The 19,139-nt window shown below is 63.3% G+C and carries 23 protein-coding genes; 9 read left to right on the top strand and 14 right to left on the bottom strand.

Features of this window, described 5'->3' with window-relative positions; genetic code table 11:
- Nucleotides 1-3 precede the first annotated feature (3 nt).
- On the bottom strand, nt 4-750 hold the full coding sequence (locus JST30_10875) for a hypothetical protein (protein ID MBS1714827.1): 747 nt from the start codon (nt 748-750) through the stop codon (nt 4-6).
- Between the two features lie 141 nt (nt 751-891).
- On the opposite strand from JST30_10875, the gene greA reads away from it, so the two are divergent.
- Complete coding sequence (greA, locus tag JST30_10870; GenBank protein MBS1714826.1) at nt 892-1,431, top strand: transcription elongation factor GreA; 540 nt, start codon at nt 892-894, stop codon at nt 1,429-1,431.
- A gap of 80 nt (nt 1,432-1,511) precedes the next feature.
- Here greA and JST30_10865 read toward each other — a convergent pair whose 3' ends face one another.
- The 4 genes from JST30_10865 to JST30_10850 all read right to left on the bottom strand — a co-directional run bounded on the left by JST30_10865 (nt 1,512) and on the right by JST30_10850 (nt 5,770).
- Nucleotides 1,512-2,264 (bottom strand): hypothetical protein, encoded by a 753-nt coding sequence (locus tag JST30_10865; GenBank protein MBS1714825.1) that lies wholly within the window; start codon nt 2,262-2,264, stop codon nt 1,512-1,514.
- A gap of 47 nt (nt 2,265-2,311) precedes the next feature.
- Nucleotides 2,312-3,130, bottom strand: a complete 819-nt coding sequence (locus JST30_10860) for a hypothetical protein (GenBank protein ID MBS1714824.1) — start codon at nt 3,128-3,130, stop codon at nt 2,312-2,314.
- 246 nt (nt 3,131-3,376) lie between these two features.
- A complete protein-coding gene (locus JST30_10855) occupies nt 3,377-4,840 on the bottom strand; it encodes a DUF1800 domain-containing protein (GenBank protein MBS1714823.1) in 1,464 nt (487 codons plus the stop codon).
- Between the two features lie 48 nt (nt 4,841-4,888).
- On the bottom strand, nt 4,889-5,770 hold the full coding sequence (locus JST30_10850) for a hypothetical protein (protein ID MBS1714822.1): 882 nt from the start codon (nt 5,768-5,770) through the stop codon (nt 4,889-4,891).
- A 55-nt stretch (nt 5,771-5,825) separates the two neighbouring features.
- Here JST30_10850 and JST30_10845 point away from each other — a divergent pair, with 55 nt between their 5' ends.
- Both JST30_10845 and JST30_10840 read left to right on the top strand, forming a co-directional pair.
- Nucleotides 5,826-6,440, top strand: a complete 615-nt coding sequence (locus JST30_10845; protein MBS1714821.1) for a GNAT family N-acetyltransferase — start codon at nt 5,826-5,828, stop codon at nt 6,438-6,440.
- Nucleotides 6,437-7,303, top strand: coding sequence for a hypothetical protein (locus tag JST30_10840; protein ID MBS1714820.1), 867 nt, complete (start codon nt 6,437-6,439; stop codon nt 7,301-7,303). The genes JST30_10845 and JST30_10840 overlap by 4 nt, the downstream gene beginning before the upstream one ends.
- Here JST30_10840 and JST30_10835 read toward each other — a convergent pair.
- Both JST30_10835 and JST30_10830 read right to left on the bottom strand, forming a co-directional pair.
- A complete protein-coding gene (locus JST30_10835; protein MBS1714819.1) occupies nt 7,275-7,730 on the bottom strand; it encodes a hypothetical protein in 456 nt (151 codons plus the stop codon). The two genes, JST30_10840 and JST30_10835, sit on opposite strands and share 29 nt — an antisense overlap.
- 47 nt (nt 7,731-7,777) lie before the next feature.
- The gene (locus JST30_10830) at nt 7,778-8,515 is read right to left on the bottom strand and encodes a L,D-transpeptidase family protein (protein MBS1714818.1); all 738 of its coding nucleotides are present in this window, start codon (nt 8,513-8,515) and stop codon (nt 7,778-7,780) included.
- 159 nt (nt 8,516-8,674) lie between these two features.
- Here JST30_10830 and JST30_10825 point away from each other — a divergent pair, with 159 nt between their 5' ends.
- From JST30_10825 to JST30_10810, 4 genes are all read left to right on the top strand, one after another.
- Entirely contained in the window at nt 8,675-10,222 is a 1,548-nt protein-coding gene (locus JST30_10825) for a radical SAM protein (GenBank protein MBS1714817.1), read from the top strand.
- On the top strand, nt 10,219-10,914 hold the full coding sequence (locus tag JST30_10820; GenBank protein MBS1714816.1) for a prolipoprotein diacylglyceryl transferase: 696 nt from the start codon (nt 10,219-10,221) through the stop codon (nt 10,912-10,914). The genes JST30_10825 and JST30_10820 overlap by 4 nt, the downstream gene beginning before the upstream one ends.
- 189 nt (nt 10,915-11,103) lie before the next feature.
- Entirely contained in the window at nt 11,104-11,406 is a 303-nt protein-coding gene (locus JST30_10815; GenBank protein ID MBS1714815.1) for a hypothetical protein, read from the top strand.
- Entirely contained in the window at nt 11,403-11,705 is a 303-nt protein-coding gene (locus JST30_10810) for a hypothetical protein (GenBank protein ID MBS1714814.1), read from the top strand. The genes JST30_10815 and JST30_10810 overlap by 4 nt, the downstream gene beginning before the upstream one ends.
- Here JST30_10810 and JST30_10805 read toward each other — a convergent pair whose 3' ends face one another.
- From JST30_10805 to JST30_10785, 5 genes are read right to left on the bottom strand one after another with little or no spacing between them, the layout of a single operon-like run.
- The gene (locus JST30_10805; protein ID MBS1714813.1) at nt 11,706-12,353 is read right to left on the bottom strand and encodes an SdpI family protein; all 648 of its coding nucleotides are present in this window, start codon (nt 12,351-12,353) and stop codon (nt 11,706-11,708) included. It lies immediately after the preceding gene.
- Complete coding sequence (locus JST30_10800) at nt 12,350-12,628, bottom strand: winged helix-turn-helix transcriptional regulator (GenBank protein ID MBS1714812.1); 279 nt, start codon at nt 12,626-12,628, stop codon at nt 12,350-12,352. Before JST30_10800 ends, JST30_10805 begins: the two co-directional genes overlap by 4 nt.
- A gap of 60 nt (nt 12,629-12,688) precedes the next feature.
- Entirely contained in the window at nt 12,689-13,777 is a 1,089-nt protein-coding gene (locus tag JST30_10795; protein MBS1714811.1) for an alpha/beta fold hydrolase, read from the bottom strand.
- Between the two features lie 40 nt (nt 13,778-13,817).
- Nucleotides 13,818-14,888: a Gfo/Idh/MocA family oxidoreductase gene (locus JST30_10790; protein ID MBS1714810.1), complete on the bottom strand. Its 1,071-nt coding sequence runs from the start codon at nt 14,886-14,888 to the stop codon at nt 13,818-13,820.
- A gap of 19 nt (nt 14,889-14,907) precedes the next feature.
- Nucleotides 14,908-15,675 carry a tellurium resistance protein TerC gene (locus JST30_10785; protein ID MBS1714809.1) on the bottom strand — a complete coding sequence of 256 codons (768 nt, stop codon included), beginning with the start codon at nt 15,673-15,675 and terminating at the stop codon, nt 14,908-14,910.
- 76 nt (nt 15,676-15,751) lie between these two features.
- On the opposite strand from JST30_10785, the gene JST30_10780 reads away from it, so the two are divergent.
- A complete protein-coding gene (locus JST30_10780) occupies nt 15,752-16,042 on the top strand; it encodes a zinc ribbon domain-containing protein (protein MBS1714808.1) in 291 nt (96 codons plus the stop codon).
- A gap of 5 nt (nt 16,043-16,047) precedes the next feature.
- Here JST30_10780 and JST30_10775 read toward each other — a convergent pair whose 3' ends face one another.
- Nucleotides 16,048-17,121: a BMP family ABC transporter substrate-binding protein gene (locus JST30_10775; GenBank protein ID MBS1714807.1), complete on the bottom strand. Its 1,074-nt coding sequence runs from the start codon at nt 17,119-17,121 to the stop codon at nt 16,048-16,050.
- 80 nt (nt 17,122-17,201) lie between these two features.
- Between JST30_10775 and JST30_10770 the strand changes: the two genes are divergently transcribed.
- On the top strand, nt 17,202-17,762 hold the full coding sequence (locus tag JST30_10770) for a hypothetical protein (GenBank protein ID MBS1714806.1): 561 nt from the start codon (nt 17,202-17,204) through the stop codon (nt 17,760-17,762).
- An 8-nt stretch (nt 17,763-17,770) separates the two neighbouring features.
- On the opposite strand, the gene JST30_10765 is transcribed toward JST30_10770, so the two are convergent.
- Nucleotides 17,771-19,120 (bottom strand): hypothetical protein, encoded by a 1,350-nt coding sequence (locus JST30_10765; protein MBS1714805.1) that lies wholly within the window; start codon nt 19,118-19,120, stop codon nt 17,771-17,773.
- Nucleotides 19,121-19,139: the final 19 nt, after the last annotated feature.

Genomic DNA, 19,139 nt, shown 5'->3' with positions numbered 1-19,139 from the left:
AACTTAAGTCCTTGGAGCTGTCCGGCCTCGGGCGCTGGAGGACCGTCCGGCGAGCAGGAAGTATACCAACGCCCCGCCCGCCAAAGCGGCGACGGCGACGAGCGCGATGGCTCCCGTCGGCAGCCCCGATGGACGGACCGCTTTAGACGTTTCCGCCGGGCCGGTTCGTTCGACGTAACGGTCCGGGACCGTGAACGCCGCGGGGTCTTGCGTGCGGACGGCGATGCGGTATTCGATCGCGTCCGGTTGCGTCGCGACGCGCGCCTTGAGGGCGACGACCGGGTCTTTCTCCGGCTCGGAATACTCCTTGAGCGTCTGCTTATCGACCGGCTTTTCTCCTTCGAAGGTCACGAGGAGGCCCGTAACGGTGTGAGGCGCGGGGGCGCCGAGGAACGCTTTCACGAGGGGGTCGAGCCGGATCCGGCCCCCTTCCCTGTCGATCATCCCGTCCATCGCGAACGTCGCCTTGACGAACTTGAACTTGGGGTCCGTGCCCTGGACGAACGTGGTCAACCCGCGGGCCTCGGAGCCCGATAACCGGGCGATGGCCGCCGCCTGGGACTCGAGCAACGCCTTGGGATAGGTCGCCGAAGCCGCTGTGACTTCGACCATGTCCGGACCGAGACGGTGCTTGTGCACCATCACGACGATCTGGGGGGGCACCCTTTCGGGATCGAACGTGGAGTCGGCCTGTCCCAAGGCCGGAAGGACCGCGAAAGCGAAACAAAGACCAGGCCAGCGCAGGCTCACTACGGGACATTATCCCTGGTCTGGGTGCGGTTCCAGGTCCTACGTGAAAACGCTCGGGCGGGTTAAGGCGTTGTAGTAACGAAGCGGCACAGGAACCTTTCCTGGCGAAAGTCCGTCTCAATCCCACCGGGAATATGGAATATGGCCCTTCAGCGTGCTAGAATCGCTCCCTCGCTCGATCCTATGGAAGAACTCGAACTCGAATCTTCGCAGCCTATGCTGCTCACCCCTGAGGGCCACAAGCGGCTCCAGGACGAGTTGGCGCACCTGACGCACGTCAAGCGCGCCGAGATCGCCGAGCGCATCCGCGAGAGCAAGGACCACGGCGAGTTCTCGGAAGACAACAACGAACTCGACGAAGTCAAAATGGAACAGGCCATCGTCGAGGACCGGATCAACCAGCTCAAAATGGTCCTCGCCAGCGCGGACGTCATCCAGAACGACCAGATCCCCACCGACCAGGTCGGGCTCGGGTCGCGGGTGACGGTCAAAGACTCCGAGCGCGGCATCGAGTTCGAAGTGAGAATGGTCGCGAGCGTCGAAGCCGACCCCGACAACGACTACATCAGCGAGGAATCGCCGATGGGGCAGGCGCTGATGGGCAAGAAACCCGGTGACACCGCCGAGTTCGACGCCCCCGCCGGAAGGCTCAAGTACCAGGTCGCCAAGATCGGCCGCTGATTTTTCGTTCTCGAACCGCACCCCACGTTCCCCTTGCGCAGTTCACGACTCTGCAGGCACGCGGGGTGCGGACGAACGGCCTATGACGATTGGGCCGGTTCGAGGTTCAAGGCATAGGGCTGGCACAGGACGGCGCCTGAGCCGTCGTCCTTCCCCACGATCGTCGCCTGGACCGTGAGGACCGTCTGATCGAACCCGGCTAGCCTATGGTCGTCGGTCAAGGGTTCGACTCTGGCGGGAAGGTCAACTGCGGACGACTGACCTTCACTGGAAACAAGCTTGACCGAATCCGGTGCGGTCTCGTGTCGCGAGCCGTCGTCCGCGACCAGGAGCGACGACTTCGGCAAGGCGGTCTCGTTAAACCATTGGACAAGGACCGCTTCGCGCCGGAGCGTCTCGACGAGTTGGAACGTCAGGAACGAATCAGGCCCCAGAGGGACCATGACGCAGACTTCGCCGTAGCTAGGGATGGCATACGTGACGACGGACGCCTTGTCGCTGGCCCGCGCGATCTCCTCGTCCAAAGCGCTCGTCGAAGACGTGGTGCGCAGGTCTTCGAGGAACCCGGTTCCTCCCACCGCGAGGGCCCGGCCCCCGATTTTCAGGCACACGTTCGACGTCTCCTCCATGCCCGACAATTTGATCTCGTCGCTGTCGTCGGCTCCGGTCGTGTGGACCAAGAGAGGAGCGTCTCGGCCCGCCCGCTCGGAGATGACCGTTCCGAGCCACCTCTTCGGGTCGGCCAAGAATGGCCCCAGCTCTTCCAGGCTGATCGTCGCGCCCCAAACGGTCTCGTCCGGGTGTAGTGTCACTTTAAAAACGTTGTTCGGCATGGTTCTCTTTGCTCTTTGCTCTTTGTTCTGAAGTCTTGTGACGTGTTCTAGGCAGGGCACTCCACTTGAGGATTGACCGGATTGACGCAATAGGGCTTGCCCAACATCGATAACAGCTCACAACGGAACTTGAACGGGTCGGCTTCCGTTCCTGTGCCAGTGACAGTGAATCCTGCTTTGAAACCGTTACAAGCGACCTCGACGCAAGGATAGGTGCACCCGCCGGACGTTTTATGGTCGTAAGTCATCGAGAGCTCGTCGACCCCTGCCCTCGAAGACACTTTCGGAACGATCTCGATGTTCTGCCAGGCCACGTCCACAAACCTTTCAGCGGGCCTGAAGTATCTGGCCGACCGCTTCACCAGGAGCTTCTTGGGCCTTAAGAGCCAGTCGATAAAGCCCTTCTGGTCCACGGCGACCGCGAACATCAGGCCCGCATGGATCGCCTTGTCCGATCCGACCTGCATGTGTATATCGGCCGCTTCTCCCTCTATGAAGTCGATGTTGATCTCACCTTTCGGCGAGACGAACGCCAGGACGTCCTCGAAGTCCCTCCAGAACTCTGCCGCCGTCGCAGCGTCATAGACGGGAAGACCAGAATCTGTGGACTTCCGGCCCATAATGTCGATCGCCGGGAGACCACAGGTGCCCGAAATCGTGATCTCGTTCCACGTGTCCGGCTGGGCCCTAAACGTGATCCGAGGACGGTCGACACCCGCCGTGCACTTAGGAGACTTCGGCATGATCTTCGACACGATCCAGTGCTCTGGACCACAAAGGAAGTGCCTGAGCTCCGAGATCGGCGCCCTGTAATACCATTTGACCATATTGAACGGCCCGTCGACGAAAATTGGATTGTCAGCCATATTCACCCTCGAACGTCGTCGGGTTCATGGCCCTGACGACGTTAGACATTATCTTTGAAAGAAGCCACGCACTCTTAGCCGCGATGGCGAACCGCTAAAGCGGGCTTTGCGGCTCGACACTCTGTGCGCGAGCCCCCAAAGCGAGTGCGTGTGTCTTTCTAACACGGACAACGGGTCGGTGAACACCGACTTAACACAGGTCCCCCGAAGACGGCGCCTGGAACCGCCCGGACACGGAAGACCGACCTAGCACAACTGCGCTTTAGGCAACGCGAAGAGGAGCCGGCCCAACTGTGCGAAGAGCAGCGACGCCGATTCCTTGTCGTCGAGCGCCTTGACCCCGCCCGCCTTCGTGCAGGCTTCGGACAGGACGGTGCGGTCTTCGGGCCCGAGCGGGACGTCGAGGACGTCGGCCAACGCGTCGACGATCTGCTCCGACGTCGAAACCTTGTCCTCCGTCTTGAACTTCGCCGCGAGGGTCACGGAGAGATAGCGGTTCGGGTCGTCGCCGACGAAAAGGAGCTGAGCGTGGTTGACGCGCGAGACGGTGTTGTTCGCCGTGATCCATGCCGGGCCCCACTCCCAACCGCCGACGCTCGGCGGGAACAAGAGGGTCAATCCTTGCTGGGCCATCAGATAGAACACGCCCGCGCCGATCTTGCGGAGGTCCTCCTTGACGGGCGCATAGGGGTCGGTCGGTACGCCGCCGAGGAGCAGGAAGGTGTCGGACAGCCCGAACGCACGGAAGAGCGAAACGGTCCAGTCGACGGGACTCTTCGGCATCTGACGGACGACCTCGCCGCTCCAGAAGGCGGGGGCCCTCGCGATGGCTCGGAGGACGGCCTTGACGTCGCCTTGGGAAGCGGCCCACACGGTGGCGAGGCCGTCGAGCGTTTTCGCGTCGGGCTCGGTGCCGGCGAAGAAGCGCCAGAGCTTGCCGCAAAGGTGGCGGGCGGTCTCGGGTCGGGCGGCGAGCATGTCGAGGACGTCATCGCCGCCAAAATCACCTTTGCGACCGAGGATGGTCTTCGGGCCGGAGTCGTGGTGGGCGGGGACGTCGCAGAAGTTGAACATCGCCATGCCCTGGCGGGCGGCTCGTTCGGCCAGTTTTTCGTACGGCGTCTCGTCGCCGATGCCGCTGTAGTGGACCGACCAGCCCGTGAACGCGCGGGCCGCTTCCCGGACGTCGGCCTCGGTGTAGGTGCCGATGCCCATCGTGAAGAGTTCGAACATCTCGCGGGCGTAGTTCTCGTTCGGACGGTGGCGGGTGCTCGTGCCCGCGTCGAGATACGTGACGAGGGCGCCGTGCTTGGAGACGGCGCGGAGAAGGTCGTCGAACCTCCCAGCGCCCTTCTGCCGCAAGATTTCGAGGTAAGCCAGCATCGTAGGCCCTTCGAAGACCTTGTCGCCGCTGACGGCGAAGTGGTCGTGCCAGAAAAGGGCGAGCCGCTCTTGGAGCGGGCGGCGCGTCATCAGCAACCGCAGCCCCCACCAGGCTGCGATCTGGTAGGCGTCGGTGTAGAGCTTCCCGTCGGCCTGCACGGCGAACGACCACGGGCTATAGGGGAACTTCTCGTCGGTCTTCTCGAAATCGAGCAGACGGTCGAGCGTGCCTTCGGTGCCGAGCGCTTCGGTGTTCCGCAGTTCGTAACGGCCCGCGCCGAGCCCGAACCTTCGGAGCAGATGGGCGACTTTGTCCCGTTCTGTCATGCCGTCTCCAGTCTAGTCCGGTTCTACGGCGCGCCGGCCGTGGAGGTTTTACACTTCCCAGACTCGGACGCCGCCGTCGGCGTGGCCCGTGTAAAAGTCTCCTCGGCTGCCGAAAGCCAAGCTGACGAGCGGCGGTTCGTCGGCGGCGACCCGAGCCGTGGCCTCGTCCCGGGTCGAGACGACGACGGCTTCGTTGCCGTCGACGAACGCAAGCCGTGGCGTGTCCGGCGACGCGGCGACGTGGGGCGCCCCAGGTCGGACGCCGATCCTGTAAGGCAGGCTGGGGCCGTCGGGCTCGAAGAGGACGACCTCGCTGGCGTCACGGACGATAGCGGCTCCGGAAGAGTCCGAGTAAGCGAAGTCGAAGGCGTGGTCGAACGGGCGCGACTTTGCGATCTTGACGCCGTCCTGGAGTCGCCATCGGCAGACGTGATAGCCGTCGCAGCCGATCATGGCGTCCGTCCCCATCGAGGCGATCCAGTTCGGACTGTCGTTGTCGCGCTTACGCAAGAGTCTTTTTCCTTCGGGCGAGATGCGCTCGAACGTGCCGTTGTCGAAGGGGACGACGAGGGTTCCGGACGGTTCGACGACGACGTCCATCGGCGAGGACAGCTGGAAGGGGATGAACTCCGGCGCTTTGTAGTCCCAGAGTTCCTCGCCGGTAGCGGTCTTGGTCGCGACGAGGCGGGAACCACAGGCGAGGTAAAGGTGGCGCCCGTCGTGCGAGAAGGCGGCGGACCGGATGCGGTCGATCGGCCTACGCCTGGGATCGATGGACCGCAAGTCGCGTCGATCAACGAGTTCCCGGCCCTGCCAGAGGCAAAGTCCCATTTCGGTGTCGCCGGTGACGGTCAAGCCTTGGGGGCCTGGCCGGACGAGCCGGACGGGGGCGTTGTGGCCTTTCAGGAGTTCGACGACTGCGGAGGGCATCGTGATCCAGTGTACGTCACAAAGGCGCCTGCAGGTTCCAGTCAGAATTCAGGCCGTGGAAGTCCGCACCTTGGAGACGGGCGACGTGGGCGGGGTGGTCGGCCTACAGCGATCGTGCTTTCCGCACCCCTTCCCCGCCTCGCTTCTGTGGACGGCTGAAGACATCGGACGGCACCTGGAGGTGTTCCCAGAGGGCCAGTTCGTAGCCTTGGAAGACGGTCGAGTGGTCGGGAGCGCGAGCAGCCTGATCGTCCTAGAGGAGGCCTGGCAGCGGCACGGCGATTGGGAGTCGACGACCGGCGGGCGGCTGTTCACAGCCCACGACCCTGCGGGATCGACCCTGTTCGGGGCGGACATCAGCGTCCATCCGGACTTTCGGGCGCGAGGCATCGGCCGGGCCTTGTACGAAGCCCGGTTCGACCTCGTGCGACGGCTGGGGTTGACCCGGTTCGGGACCGCGTGCCGATTACCGGACTGGCGGGAGTGGTCGGTGGCGAACAAGAACAGCGACAAGGTCCTGTACGCCCGGGCCGTGGCCAAAGGGCGGACGAAGGACCGCACGATGACGCCGCTCCTACGGTACGGGCTGTCGTTCGTCAAGGTCGTCGAGGGGCACATGGACGACGAGGAGTCCGGGGACGCGGCGGCCGTGCTGGAGTGGCGGCCGTGAGGGTCGCGGCCGTCACTTGGAGCGTCGAGCCGACCGGCGACTTGGCCAAGTTCCATGCCCATGCCGAACGCCTGGTCGACCGGTGCGCCGGTGCCGACCTGATCGTCCTGCCGGAACTACCCTGTCTCGAACTGCTGGGCGGCCGGCCGGACTTGGAGCAGAAGGACATCGCTGGATACCTCGCCGACTTCGCGCCTGAGACGGTCCGGTTCTTCGGTGCCCTTGCAGCCGACCGACACTGCACCATCGTCGGAGGGACGCTGTTCGTGAGGACACCAGAAGGCATCGAAAACCGCGCGATCGTGGCCTTCCCGGACGGGTCGGTCACTTGGGACCTGCCGAAGGTCGTCCTGACCCGGTTCGAAGACGACGATTGGGGCCTGGTGCCTGGTCGCGGCCTCCGCACGTTGCCGGACCCCAGGCTCGGCGTCACGGTCTGTTATGACTCTGAGTTCCCTGCCTCGGGAAGGGCTTTGGCCGAATCCGGCGTCCTCGTCCAAGCCGTTCCGGCCTACACGGAAACGGCTCACGGGTTCCGACGCGTCCGGACGTCCTGCCGGGCACGAGCCGTCGAAAACCAGGTGTTCGTCGTCCATGCGTCGTTGGTCGGATCGCTCGGCCGTGAACCGGTCGTGAGCGCGGTCGGATCTTCCGCCGTCCTGACGCCTCCCGTCGGGCCCTTCCCGGACGACGCCGTCTTGGCCGAGACGCCTCACGGCGTCGAGGCGGTGACGGTCGCCGATTTAGATTTCGAAGTGCTTCTAGCCTCACGGGAGTCCGGCGACGTCCGGAACTGGCACGACAGGGACCGTGGGGACTGGAGCGTGCGTCCGGCTACTTGCTCTGAGACATCCAGACCATGACGAGGGACTTGGTCTTGTCGGCAGCCGGCCCGATCCGGACGTCGATCTCGTCCCCGCCCGCGCTCCGCCCGACGATCTGCTGCTCTTCGGACCCCCCGAGTTTCTTAGACTGCTTGAGGCCCTTGAAGTAGAACGAGGCGACTTCGGAAGGAACGGCCGGGGCGTACATCTTGACGAAGTACGTGCGGTGGAACGAGCGGTCGTCGACCCTCGAGTTCTCGCCTTCGCCCAATACGGAGCCCGGATAGACTGGGATGCCGATCTTCTCGGCGTCAGCGGTGGTCTTGGGCACCGGAAACGCAGGACGGTCTTTGCTTTGGATATAGGCGCGGGCCTGTTCGGGCTTGACCGCTTCTGGGCCGGTGTCACACCCGCACGCCCATACCGCGACGGGCAACAAAGGCCATCGGAGCCTGCTCCACAGCATGACCCCCCATTATGGGCCAACTTGGTGCCGTACGGGCCTCGGGCCTATCAGTGGTTACCGGACTTGGCCGAGACCTCGGCAAAGTCCCCCAGGATATCGACCGGGGTTCCTTTGTCGACCCAGTCGAAGAAGTACCGGGCGGCGTTCCGACCGTACAGCGGCATCCGGATGCATCCGTGCGAAGCCGGATATTTCGGCACGCTGTGATAGCCATGGATGAAGACGTCGCCGTTGACCTGGACGCTGTACGGCATCGGAGCGTTGTCGTAGAGGCGCGAATAGTGCATGCGCGTCTTGACAGGACCGGCTTTAAAGCTGCCCTTCGGCGTCGTGTGCCCTCGTCGGCCGGTGCTGACGTTCGTCTCCATGACCAAGATCTGGCCTTGCCACGCCCGCAGGGTCTGATCGTCGATGCTGATCTCGACCCGCTTCTGGCCCAAACTGACGGTCGTTTCTTTGTCCTGGTAGGACAAGACGGCCGAATCGGAGCCGTCGTCATAGTGGACGGTGACGCCGAACTTCTCGAGGTCGCGTAACGGCACCAGCTTCGTCCCATCGAACAACGTCCGGAAATCGCGCTCTTTGAAGCGCTTTTCCCCGACGACGACTTCGCTCGTCGTATCGTCCCACTCGACGACGAGGCCGAGGCTCTGGCACGTCTGTCGTAACGGGGCGAAGACCTGGCCGGGCTTGTTGGCGAACGTGACGCCCTCGATGTTCTGGGACCACGCGGCCGTCGCGGCGAAAGCGCCGACGAACACCAGAAGCGACCTGAAACGTTGCATGATGGGGCAATTATAGGCGGATTTCTGTCGTTTTTCAGGGGGAAGGCCTGTCCATAATGCGTGGCGCTCCGGAGGGGACCGACCCGAAGCATCGGACCGGTCCCGGTCTGGACGACCGGACGGCGTTGATCCGTTAAGACGCACGGCGACCGAACCGACATGCCCCTTCCCCTCCGCCCGTACGTGATCGAAGAGTACACGAAGACCGTGTGCCCGGCGTGCGCAGCCGCCAGGATCCTGCGTCCCGACGACCCGAGGACATGGAAGGACGGGATGTTGGTCAGCCGAGACGGCTCCGTGTGGATGCGTCGCTTTTGCAGCGAGCACGGAGAGACCGAAAGCCTGTACGAGGAGGACTCGGCACTCTGGAAGGCCCGTCACGGTTGGTCGGCCCCGACGTCGACGGTCGTTCCCGACCGACCGGGAAACGACCGAGCCTTTCCCGAGGGCTACCAGGACGGACTTCCCTCCGGACACGGCCAGCACACGTGCATCCTCTTGCTCAACGTCACGGAACACTGCAACCTGAATTGCCCGACGTGCTACGCCTCGGCCCTGCCCCCTGGATCGGCGGCGCCACCGATCGAGACGCCGTCGATCGACGAGATCTGCCGGACGATCGATACCGTGACCGACCGAGAGGCCGGACGGCTGGGCGTCCTCATGTTGAGCGGTGGAGAGCCCACCGTCCGGCGCGACCTAGGAGAAATCCTCGAATCGACCGCCTCAAAGCCCGTGACCCGGATCCTTCTCAACACCAACGGCCGCAGGATCGCCCGAGACGATGGCTTCGCCGTCCAGCTCGCCCGGTTCAAAGACCGGGTCGAAGCCTATCTGCAGTTCGACGGCCTGCGGCCCTCCACCTATCTGGCGCTCCGAGGTCAGGACTTGGCTTCCGAAAAGCTCGCGGCCCTGGCGCGGCTGAGCGAAACCGGCGTCCCGACGACCTTGGTCATGACGGTCAAACGGGGCGTGAACGAAGACGAGGTGGGCGAAGTCGCCCGTCTGGCGATGTCGACGCCGTCCTGTGTCGGCCTTGCCTTCCAGCCGGTTTTCGGGTCTGGTCGCAGTGACGAGATCGACCCCATGGACCGAGCGACGCCGACGGGCGTCCTCAAACGACTGGAACGCCAGACCGAAGGGGCCGTCAAGGCGGTCGATTTCGTCCCGCTTCCCTGTTCGCATCGCGACTGTTGCGATATCGCCTACTACTTGAAGGACAAACAGGGGGCTTGGAAGTCTTTACCGGACACGATCGGACGCGACGAGCTGAAGAGCTGGATCCATCTTGCCGCCAATACGATCAGTTTCGAAGACGCGTCCGACGCCGTCAAAGCGCTCGTTCGGGACGGAGCCTTGGCCCGGGTGTTCTCCGAATCGCAAAAGACGGGGTCGCTGGCCTTAGCGGGAGACCTGTTCCGCCTGTGCGGGTGTGTCCCGGGAGTCGTCGAACTCCTCGGCTTGGCACAGGCCAAAAAAGCCGAAGCGATGATCGCCGATCTCGCTCGGCGAACGTTCCGCATGACGGTCAAGATGTTCATGGACGCGCACACGTTCCATGAAGCCCGCATCCGGCAGTGCTGCGTCCACACGGGTTCGTTCGAAGAAGACCCCCGTCGGACACCCTTCTGCTGGAGGTGGCTCTTCCCGGAATCGACCGACTTTCCGGACCGGGACGGGCTCACGCCGCTCAGGACCGTGACATGACGGCCGGCGCGGTGTTCACGGGACTGGGCTATGCGACCGGGGCCATCGTCTTCTGGCTCCTTGCCCGTCGCCGGGGCCTTCGGGCCGACCACACGGTCTTGCTCGCCGTGGTCACGTTCGTCTGCGGCATCGTCGGAGCCAAGGTCACCCAGGCTTTCGTCCAGGGCGCGGCCCCGACGGCGCTCGACCCCTCCGCCGGTGGGCGTGCCCTTCTCGGAGGGATCTTGGCAGGCTGGATCGGCTTCGAAGCGGTCAAGGCGAAGCTTGGTTTAAAGTCGTCGTTAGGCGACGCCGTCGCGCCCGCGTTGGCGGCTGGCGAGGCGGTCGGTCGGATCGGATGCTTCCTGAACCCGTGTTGCCTGGGAGGCCCGTTCGACGGCCCTTGGAGCGTTCACCAAGGCGGATGTGACCGTCATCCCGCCCAGCTGTATTCGGCGGCGTTCGCGGCGGCCCTGACGATCGGGCTCCTCGCTGTCCGTAACCGGACGCCCTATCCGGGAGCGTCGTTTCATGTGTACTTGGCCGTTTGGGGACTCGGACGCTTCGGCCAGGAGTTTTTCCGCGATCGCGACCACCTCCTCGGACCGTTCGGTGCCATGCAGCTCGCCTCCCTTCAGACGGCGCTGGCCGGCGCTGCGTTCTTGATCGTCCATACCGTCCGAAGGAGGCGTTCCCTTGAGCCGGTCGAATGAACGCTGCCACCGGTGCGGAAGCACCCTTGTCCCTCAGGAGGACGGATGCCCCTTCTGTAGCCGAAACCCCAGGCGTACTTTTCGGACCATGTCGCTCGGTACGGCGACGGTCCTGGAACAGGGCCAGAAAGTCGTAAGGTTCAAAATGGCGGTTCGTTCGCGACAGGTTGAAAGACGACAGGTGAAGCCATGATCCCCCCGCCCGACCGCGTCTGCCCGAAATGCGGCAACTCCATCCCGATCGGCAATGCCTCGTGCTCCGTTTGCGGCTGGGGGCGGACGACAGGCGGTTTGGTCGCCTTGTGGGTCGTCCTGCTCGTCCTTGTCGGACTGCCCGCAGGTTTGATGGGAGGTTGCTTCCTCTTGTTGGCCGGCCTCAGTGCCGGAACGTCGCCAACGCGGACCGATGCGGTCTGGACCGTCCTCAGCCTGCTCGGCATCCTCCTTCCCGTATTCTTTATCGTGATGATCGTGAGGTCCGGAAAGAAGTGACGACTGGCCCGACCAAGACTCCCGGCCAAGTCTACGAAGGGATCGCGTTCACCTTCTGCAAGTGCGCGACGGTCGCTCTCGTTTGCGGCAGGTTCGCGCTGCCGGTGGCGGCCTTTGCCGCGACCGTCTTCTACGTCCTTGCCACCATCAAAGGCGAAAGAGGGACTCGTTGCGTCCTCGGACCGCCGCTGGTGGTCGCCGCGTTCTGGGCCGTCGTCGGAACGCTGTCCCTCTGGCTCGTCCTCGATCCCGGGCTCCCCGCCCGGCTCCTGTCTCGGTTCGGGCCTGCGGGACGGTGATCAGAGTCCGTAAGGACGGCTCGACCGACGATAGATCAGGTACGAATAGACGACAGGCCACAGGCTCGCGACGAGAATGACGGCGAAGACCGACCACAGCGGGGCGTTGGTGAAGACCAGGACGAGCCCGACGATCGAGCCGGCGACCATGAGCCTTCCCCCAAGGCGGTGCGTCCTGTTCCAAACGTCCTCGCTCTCCAGGGTCCAGGGCGTCCTGATCCCCATAAAGTAGTTCCGCCTCGCCTTCGTGATGATGTTGCCGATGTAACCGAACAACACTAAGACGCTACAAACGATCCACTTCGCCGTGTCCGTCATGCCGAGCGCCGATTGGACGATAAGGACCTGGACGAAGCCCATGAACGCGACGACTGTCAGACAGACCTTTCCGTACACGTCACCGGACGCCTCCAATCTGGCCCTTTCCGGGGACAATGAGGGCAGCACGAGGAACAGGAGGAGCATCCCCGTTTGGACGATCGGGCCGAAGACGACCCCCCAGAACCGTGGCGAAAACTGGTCCGCTCGCCCGTGGATGTCCCAATGGGTGGCGATGCTTTCGGGCAAACGGGCGTACATTAGGGCCGTATAGAGCACCGTCAGCAGGACGATGCCGGTACCGCCGAGGAACAGGGTCCGCAGTCTCATTCTTGAACCTCCGTCTTCTGTCCGAACACTTCGAACAACACCGACATCACGTCCTGGATGACGGTCGTGTCCAGACTGTAGATGACCGACGTCCCGTTCTTCTTGGCCTGGACGAGACCCGCGTCTTTGAGGACGTTGAAGTGGTGCGACATCGTCGCGGCGGTCACCTCGAACCTGTCCGAGATCTCGCCCGCCGACTTGTCGCCCTCGTTCAAGATCCGGAGGATCTTCCTCCGCGTCGGATCGGCCAAGGCCTTGAATACTTTGTCAGCCATCTAATTAGACGTTCATCAAATTATAAGGCACGCGACGCGCGGGACGGGACTTCCGGACGGTCAGTCCACTTCGGTCTGGGTGTCGGGGACTTTGCCTCCCAACCGCTGCACGAAGAACTCTTGTACGGACTCCACGAAGTCGGGCACGATCTCGCCTTCGAACCCGGGATCCTTGTCCGACTTGACGGGTTTAAAGTTGTGGCTGCTGAGAGGAAGGACTTTGATGTCGCTCGTTCCGGAGGGCCGGTCTTGGGCGGCCGTGTAGAGGGCTTTGGCGTCCCGTACCGGATCGACCTGTACGTCCGTCTCGCCGTTCACGATCAAGACGGGGCCGCGATAGAGCCGGAGGAGCCCCTTGGGGTCCAGCCGTGAAAGTTGCTTCCAATACGTCCCGACGCTCGCGTTGTACAGGCCCCGCAGTTCGGGCGGGACATCGGAAGGCACTCTTCCCGTCGCTTGGATGCGGGCATTGATCCGGTCGCTTTCGGCAAGCAGGGCCTTGGCACGGTCTGGCCCGACCTGGCCGGGTAACCGCTCCAAAAGTTGGTCGCGTACGACCTCGTCCAGACGCCGTCCAGGAGTCGCCGCGAGGACGATGGCCAGCGGCCTCACCCTTTCCGCCATCGCGAGAGCGACCACGCCTCCTTCGCTATGGCCGAGAAGGCCGCAATGGGCCCTGTCGACAAGGCCGTTCTTCCGCATCGCGTTCCAGGCCGCAACGGCGTCGGCGACATGGTTGGACCACGAGAAGAACGGTCCGTACTTGGAGGCATCGTGAGGCCATTGAGACGCATAGGTCGCGACCGCCCGTTTATCGAACCGGAAGGTCGCGATTTCGGCCGCCGCCATGCAGACGGCCGTTTGCCTCAACGTGTCCGTCTTGAGCATCGGCTGGTTGCCGTCCCGGTCCGTCGGCCCGCTGCCGGAGAGCAGCAGGACGCACGGGTAGCTGCGGTCAAGGGCGCCGGCCGGGACCATCAGGGTCCCGACCAGCTTGACCCCGCCCGCGCCTTCGAACTCGATCTCGCGCTCGGTCGCGTCAGGCGTCACAGGAAGTTCCAAGGCCTCGGCTCCGTTCGCCAGCTTCGACTTGCACCCAACGGTCAGTCCGAGGGCGACGAGGAACAGGCTGATCGGGCGGACGGCCATCCTTGTCATTGTCGGTACGCGCCACCGGACGCCTGTGTCCTTAATAGGACAGGTCGACAGGTTCCTCTTTACCGGTCTCGCTCGATTTGTACAGCGCGTCGAACACCGCGTTCAAGATCAATCCTTGCTCGCCCGGGACGACAGAGGGTTTGCCTGCCGCGATCGTACGGACGAACTCCTGAACCTCGGCGACGTGCGACGAGGGCACGTCGGCGACGTTCTTGGGCGTCATGTCGAAAAGCATCTGGTCGACCTCCGTGTAGATCTCGATCGGATCGTCGCCCAGACCCTTGACGAGGGCTCCTGACTTCGTCCCGAACAGCTCGGTCCGGAACAGCTCGTCCTTGATGTTCGCCATAAAGGAGCTCTCCAAGGTGACCATGGCCCCGTTTTCGAAGCGGATCAGGCCGACGGCCATGTCCTCGACCGTGAACTTCGAACGGTCGTAATCGCCCCAAGGATTGACGATCTTCGGGTCTGTACCGAGCATGTTCCACGTCTTTCCGCTCGCAGCTACCGGCCTGGGATAGCCCATGAGGAACAGCGTCAAGTCGAGGATATGGACGCCGATGTCGATCAAGGGGCCTCCGCCCTGTTGTGCCTTATCGATGAACACGCCCCAGTGCGGAACGCCGCGCCGTCGAAGGGCCTGGGCGCGGGCGTAATAGACCTCGCCCATGTGTCCCTTGTCGATATAGCGCTTCATGAACGCCGCGCCGCCACCGAAACGCATTTGGAGCGCGACCTGAAGGATCTTGCCGCTCGCCTTTGCCGCGCGGCACATGTCCTTCGCTTCGGACGCGTTCATCGCCAGCGGTTTCTCGCAGATGACGTGCTTTCCGGCTTCCAGGGCGTCGATCGTGTGCCGCCGGTGGTGGATGTTCGGCGTCGCGACCGACACCGCGACGACCTCCGGATCGTTCAGAAGGTCCTTGTAGTCGGCCGTCGTCTTCGCGCCGGGTGCAAGTTCTTTGCCCTTCGCCAAGGCCTCGGGCTTGATATCGCACAGCCAGGCGATCTCGCAGTCGTCGGGAAGGGAGTTGTATCCCGGAATGTGGCAGAGGCGGCCGATCATGCCGGTGCCGATCACACCGACTTTAAGCTTGGACATCGGGCCGAGGATACCGTCCCTAGTCGCGGGACTCCATGGGTTTCTCGGGGTTCTTGAACGCGACCAGGGCACCGACCGCAGCGATCAGACCAAGGCCGCCCCAAAAGACGAGCGCGGGCAGTTCCGGGATCACGAAGGGGATCACGCCAGGGACCGCTTCCTCGAAGGTGTGCCCTGAAAGGAACAAGAGCTTGACGCCCGCCCATCCGACGAGCAGATAGGCGACATGGTCGAGGGCAGGATACTTGGCCAAGAGGACGAGGAACGCCTTCGACGCGAACCGGAGGGAGACGACGCCGAGCAAAGCCCCGACGATGACGATCCAGAGCTTGTCGTGCTGGGGCACGGTCGCGACCGCGGCGAGGACGCTGTCGACGGCAAAGGCGACGTCGGTCACGCCTAGAGCCACGACCGTCGCCGCAAATCCCGCCTTCGAACGCGGACGCTCCTTCCCCTCCGGCCCCCTGTGCAAAAAGTGCTTGACGGGCAAGAACAGGAGGTAAGCCGCGCCGATCAATTGGAGCCACCACAACCGGATGACCCACGTCGCCAACAAGATCGCGATCACCCGGAACGCGAACGACATCCCCAGACCGAGATTGAGGGCCTTCTTCTGTTTCGACCCGTCCAGGTGCCGGACCATGATCGCCAACACGAGCGCGTTGTCGGCCGAGAGCAAACCTTCCAAGATGAAAAGGAGACCGATGACGGGGAGGTCGCCCCAAGCGAAAGTCTGGCCGTACATGGAAGCAGAAACGCCCGGCGGTCCGAGCCGGGCTGGGCTCATTCTGTCACAATGGCCGCTCAGTGGCCGTCCGATGCGGACGGTCGTCCTATTAGCATTCCCTTAGAGAACAGCGACCATGCCGACCTACGTGTACGAATGCTCCGCTTGTGACAAGACCTTCGAGGTCGACCAACGCATTACCGAAGACCCGTTGAAAGACTGCGGCTGCGGCGCCAAAGGCACCGTCAAAAGGCTGATCCAGCCGACGGCCGTCATGTTCAGGGGCTCGGGCTTCCATATCAACGACTATTCCGGCTCTTCCGCTCCGAAAGCCGAGGCCAAAAAGGCGGACGACACGAAAAAGGACGCACCGGCGTCCGGACCTTGCGGCCCGTCATGCCCGTGCGCCCCTGAGTCCGGCCCCTGACCGGATTACTTCAGCGTCGCCAAGAACGAGGTGTAGGACGCTTCGTCGGAAGGGACCGAAATCTCGCCCGACGCGACCTTGGCTTTGATGTCGTCCAGCTTCTTGAGGTTTTCGGCCCCGACCGCGTCCTTGGTGTTCTTGAAGTCGGACGTGCTCACGCCCCCCGACTTCAGGTCATAGACTTTGGCGCCGCCCGTGAATTTTCCCTCTTTGAAATCACGGACAGCCTCGAAAACGCCAAGGTCGACGTGCTTGATCATCGAGGTCAGGACCCGACCCGGCTCGACGTCGTCCTGGTCGCTGTCGACACCGATGGCCCACAGGTTTTTGTCCTTGGCGGCGGCGATGACGCCCAGCCCGGCTTTTCCGGCCGCATGGTAGACGACGTCCGCGCCTTGACCGTACAGAAGTTCCGCCGCGACTTTGGCCTTGTCTTGGTTGACCCAGTCGCCGACGTATTTCGCCGGAAGCGCCGTGCCGTCTTTCCGGGCCGTCATGAAGCCCGCCAAGTACCCGTACTGGAACTTCTTGATGAGAGGTAGCTCCATGCCGCCGACGAACCCGCACTTCCCGGTCTTGCTGACAAGGCCGGCGACGTAGCCCACGAGGAAACTGCCCTCTTCCTCCTTGAACTGGATCGTCCGGACGTTCTCGAGACCGGGCAACGGCTCCCCGTCGATGCTGACGAATTTCGTCTGCGGACTGTTGGCCGCGGCCTGTTCGAGCGCCGTCCGCATCGTGATCCCGACCCCGATGACGATGCCGGCGCCTTCGTCGGCCATCTTCTGCAAGTTCTGCGTGTAGTCGCTGACCTTGGAACTCTCGACCTTCATGACGGTGACCCCGAGTTCCTTCTCGGCCTGCTGCATGCCCCTCCAGGCGCTGTCGTTGAACGACTTGTCGCCCAGGCCGCCCGTGTCGAAGACGATCCCGACCTTGACGGGCTTCGATCCGTCGGACGGTCGACCGTCAGAGGAGGGCCCGGACGTGCTTCCCGAACTGTCGGCCGGTTGGGGGCTGCAACCGATGACGAAGGCGGCCAACGCCGCGGCGAATACCCATTGTGCTGTGCGTCTCATGACTCTGAACCCGGATACGGTAAAATGCAACGCATTATGGCCCGGGCACCCGGCCTGCGGCCTTGAGGTCATCCCAGACGTTGATCACCTGTAACCTTACCAAGCCTGAACTGACGTTCGACGCCATTAGAAAGGCCTACAAGAACTTAAAGCCGACGGACGTCGCCCTTGTGGCGACCGCCCTGATCGAGTCCGGCAAGTTCGCGAAGGCCTGTCACGACGGGATCGAGTACGAATGGACGACCGAGGACCATGCCGGTCTGACCAAGTCGCTGTTCGCCGAAGTCGCCCAGCTTCAAGAAGGCGGCCCGGTCGAAAAGCCCAAAAAGGCGACGGCGGCCGAAGTCGAGGAAGCCGTGACGCTCCAGGTCCACCTTAAACCGTCCCAGTTGGCGGGCGCGAAGTTCGTAGGCGACCGAGAAGACTTGAAGACCCTCCTGGCCGACATCTTGGAGGAAGGCGTCGAATTCCTGTTCTCCCCGACCGACATCGGTTGGCACTGGACGCTCGAACGCGTCAACTGGAGCACGATTTCTGGCGGCGAGCTCAAGAGGCGCGTCAAGTTCCGCCCCGTGTTCGACGAGGGCGCGGTCGCGGTCGAACTCGGCCCGGGCGGCAAGCGGAAAGTCAGCAAGAAGTGACCTCAGGGTCACTCCCTTTCGATCCTGAGAAGGACGCCGTCCAAACTGACGCAAGGCGTCTGGACCGTGTTGCCTAACCGGGAGGCGATGAGCCTTGCCCGCACGTTCCCCGAGCCGTCGATGAAGGAACGTCCGTCCGCGACTTCGCCTGAGACCGCCTGTAGGTCCGTGTAAAGGAAGCGCGGCTCGCGGACGGTCACGTAGCCCACACCTGGTTTCCACAGTTCCAGAGCCAGGTAGCAGTTCCCCGCTTGGCTTCCCGCGGCATACGCGACGAGCTTCATGGGTCCGACGTCGGTCGAAACGGGACGGAAGTCGAGCTCGATACGGGCAAAAACGCCCGAGCGGGCCGGGACGACGAACCGGCAGACGCGCTCGATGGTACCGTCGACCTCCAACAGGCTCGAAAAGCTGCCCGACGTCACTTTTCCGAATTCGACGCGCTGTGACGTCGGTCGCACGATTTCGTCGCGGGGACTTTCAGGGTCGTACAGGAGGGCGAGCATCGGCCCCTGAGGATCCGGACAGTTCGTACTGTACGAAATGTACTCATCGGACGTGAACTGCCCGTCGACGGGGTTTTCGTCGCTCCAATAGGGCCTCAGCTCTGGTGCGCAAGGGTTTCCGGCCTTTCGCCCCCAGTTCAAGGGCTTTCCGTATCCGAGCGCGAACGTCTGAGTCACCGGATCGTAGTCGCCGAACGCGATCATGTAGCCGCCGTTCCTCGAGCTCGGCAGATCGATCCCAAGACCGACTGAAGCCAGATCGATGTCCCCAAGGTAATAGCCGGTCTTCGCAGGTATCGGGCCGAATTCCGCCACGATGCCGTCGATGTCCTGTCGATCGATGTTCGGGTTTCCCCGGGTCAACTGCACCCAGTTCTCAGTCGTCACCAAGAGAAGGGCCAGGTTGACGGAGTCCTGTCCCTCGTACCAGCAGACTCCGACCCTGTCGGCCCGTCCGCCGTCGAGGCCAGGCACCGTCCTCATGTCGTTGTACGTGAAACCGGCCGGAAGCCCGCCGTTGTGCAGGGCCCTTGACGATCCCTTCCCGCAATCTGTGCCGTAAAGGCCGTCCGTAGGCTTCATGTTTCCCGTGACCGGGTCGAAAAGGAACTCGTAAGCGTCGAACGCGATCTCGGTCGACCTCGCGACATGGACCATGTCTTGGATATAAGGCTTTCTGGGCCCACAGCTCAACTGCAAGCGGCCGTTGTTCGAACCGGACAGTCTGGCGCGCGACACCGCGATCGGTTCCTTCTTCGTGAAGGTCTCGAATCCGGTTCCGGATTGCGCGAATACCGGACCTGCGACGCACGACAATGCCGTCAAGACGACGGGAATGTAAGCGGTCCCCATACTATTGAGTATAGCGGCG

Source organism: Armatimonadota bacterium (assembly GCA_018268395.1).
GTDB lineage: Bacteria > Armatimonadota > Fimbriimonadia > Fimbriimonadales > Fimbriimonadaceae > JAEURO01.
This window is presented reverse-complemented; position numbering and strand designations above follow the sequence as displayed.

Bases quoted from the DNA above. Each gene is read 5' to 3' on its own strand.
- JST30_10830 (MBS1714818.1), bottom strand. From the start codon at position 8,515: ATGCAACGTTTCAGGTCGCTTCTGGTGTTCGTCGGCGCTTTCGCCGCG.
- JST30_10835 (MBS1714819.1), bottom strand. From the start codon at position 7,730: ATGCTGTGGAGCAGGCTCCGATGGCCTTTGTTGCCCGTCGCGGTATGG.
- JST30_10800 (MBS1714812.1), bottom strand. From the start codon at position 12,628: ATGGCTGACAAAGTATTCAAGGCCTTGGCCGATCCGACGCGGAGGAAG.
- JST30_10815 (MBS1714815.1), top strand. From the start codon at position 11,104: ATGATCCCCCCGCCCGACCGCGTCTGCCCGAAATGCGGCAACTCCATC.
- JST30_10865 (MBS1714825.1), bottom strand. From the start codon at position 2,264: ATGCCGAACAACGTTTTTAAAGTGACACTACACCCGGACGAGACCGTT.
- JST30_10795 (MBS1714811.1), bottom strand. From the start codon at position 13,777: ATGGCCGTCCGCCCGATCAGCCTGTTCCTCGTCGCCCTCGGACTGACC.
- JST30_10790 (MBS1714810.1), bottom strand. From the start codon at position 14,888: ATGTCCAAGCTTAAAGTCGGTGTGATCGGCACCGGCATGATCGGCCGC.
- JST30_10785 (MBS1714809.1), bottom strand. From the start codon at position 15,675: ATGAGCCCAGCCCGGCTCGGACCGCCGGGCGTTTCTGCTTCCATGTAC.
- JST30_10775 (MBS1714807.1), bottom strand. From the start codon at position 17,121: ATGAGACGCACAGCACAATGGGTATTCGCCGCGGCGTTGGCCGCCTTC.
- JST30_10765 (MBS1714805.1), bottom strand. From the start codon at position 19,120: ATGGGGACCGCTTACATTCCCGTCGTCTTGACGGCATTGTCGTGCGTC.
- JST30_10855 (MBS1714823.1), bottom strand. From the start codon at position 4,840: ATGACAGAACGGGACAAAGTCGCCCATCTGCTCCGAAGGTTCGGGCTC.
- greA (MBS1714826.1), top strand. From the start codon at position 892: ATGGCCCTTCAGCGTGCTAGAATCGCTCCCTCGCTCGATCCTATGGAA.
- JST30_10820 (MBS1714816.1), top strand. From the start codon at position 10,219: ATGACGGCCGGCGCGGTGTTCACGGGACTGGGCTATGCGACCGGGGCC.
- JST30_10780 (MBS1714808.1), top strand. From the start codon at position 15,752: ATGCCGACCTACGTGTACGAATGCTCCGCTTGTGACAAGACCTTCGAG.
- JST30_10805 (MBS1714813.1), bottom strand. From the start codon at position 12,353: ATGAGACTGCGGACCCTGTTCCTCGGCGGTACCGGCATCGTCCTGCTG.
- JST30_10860 (MBS1714824.1), bottom strand. From the start codon at position 3,130: ATGGCTGACAATCCAATTTTCGTCGACGGGCCGTTCAATATGGTCAAA.
- JST30_10850 (MBS1714822.1), bottom strand. From the start codon at position 5,770: ATGCCCTCCGCAGTCGTCGAACTCCTGAAAGGCCACAACGCCCCCGTC.
- JST30_10825 (MBS1714817.1), top strand. From the start codon at position 8,675: ATGCCCCTTCCCCTCCGCCCGTACGTGATCGAAGAGTACACGAAGACC.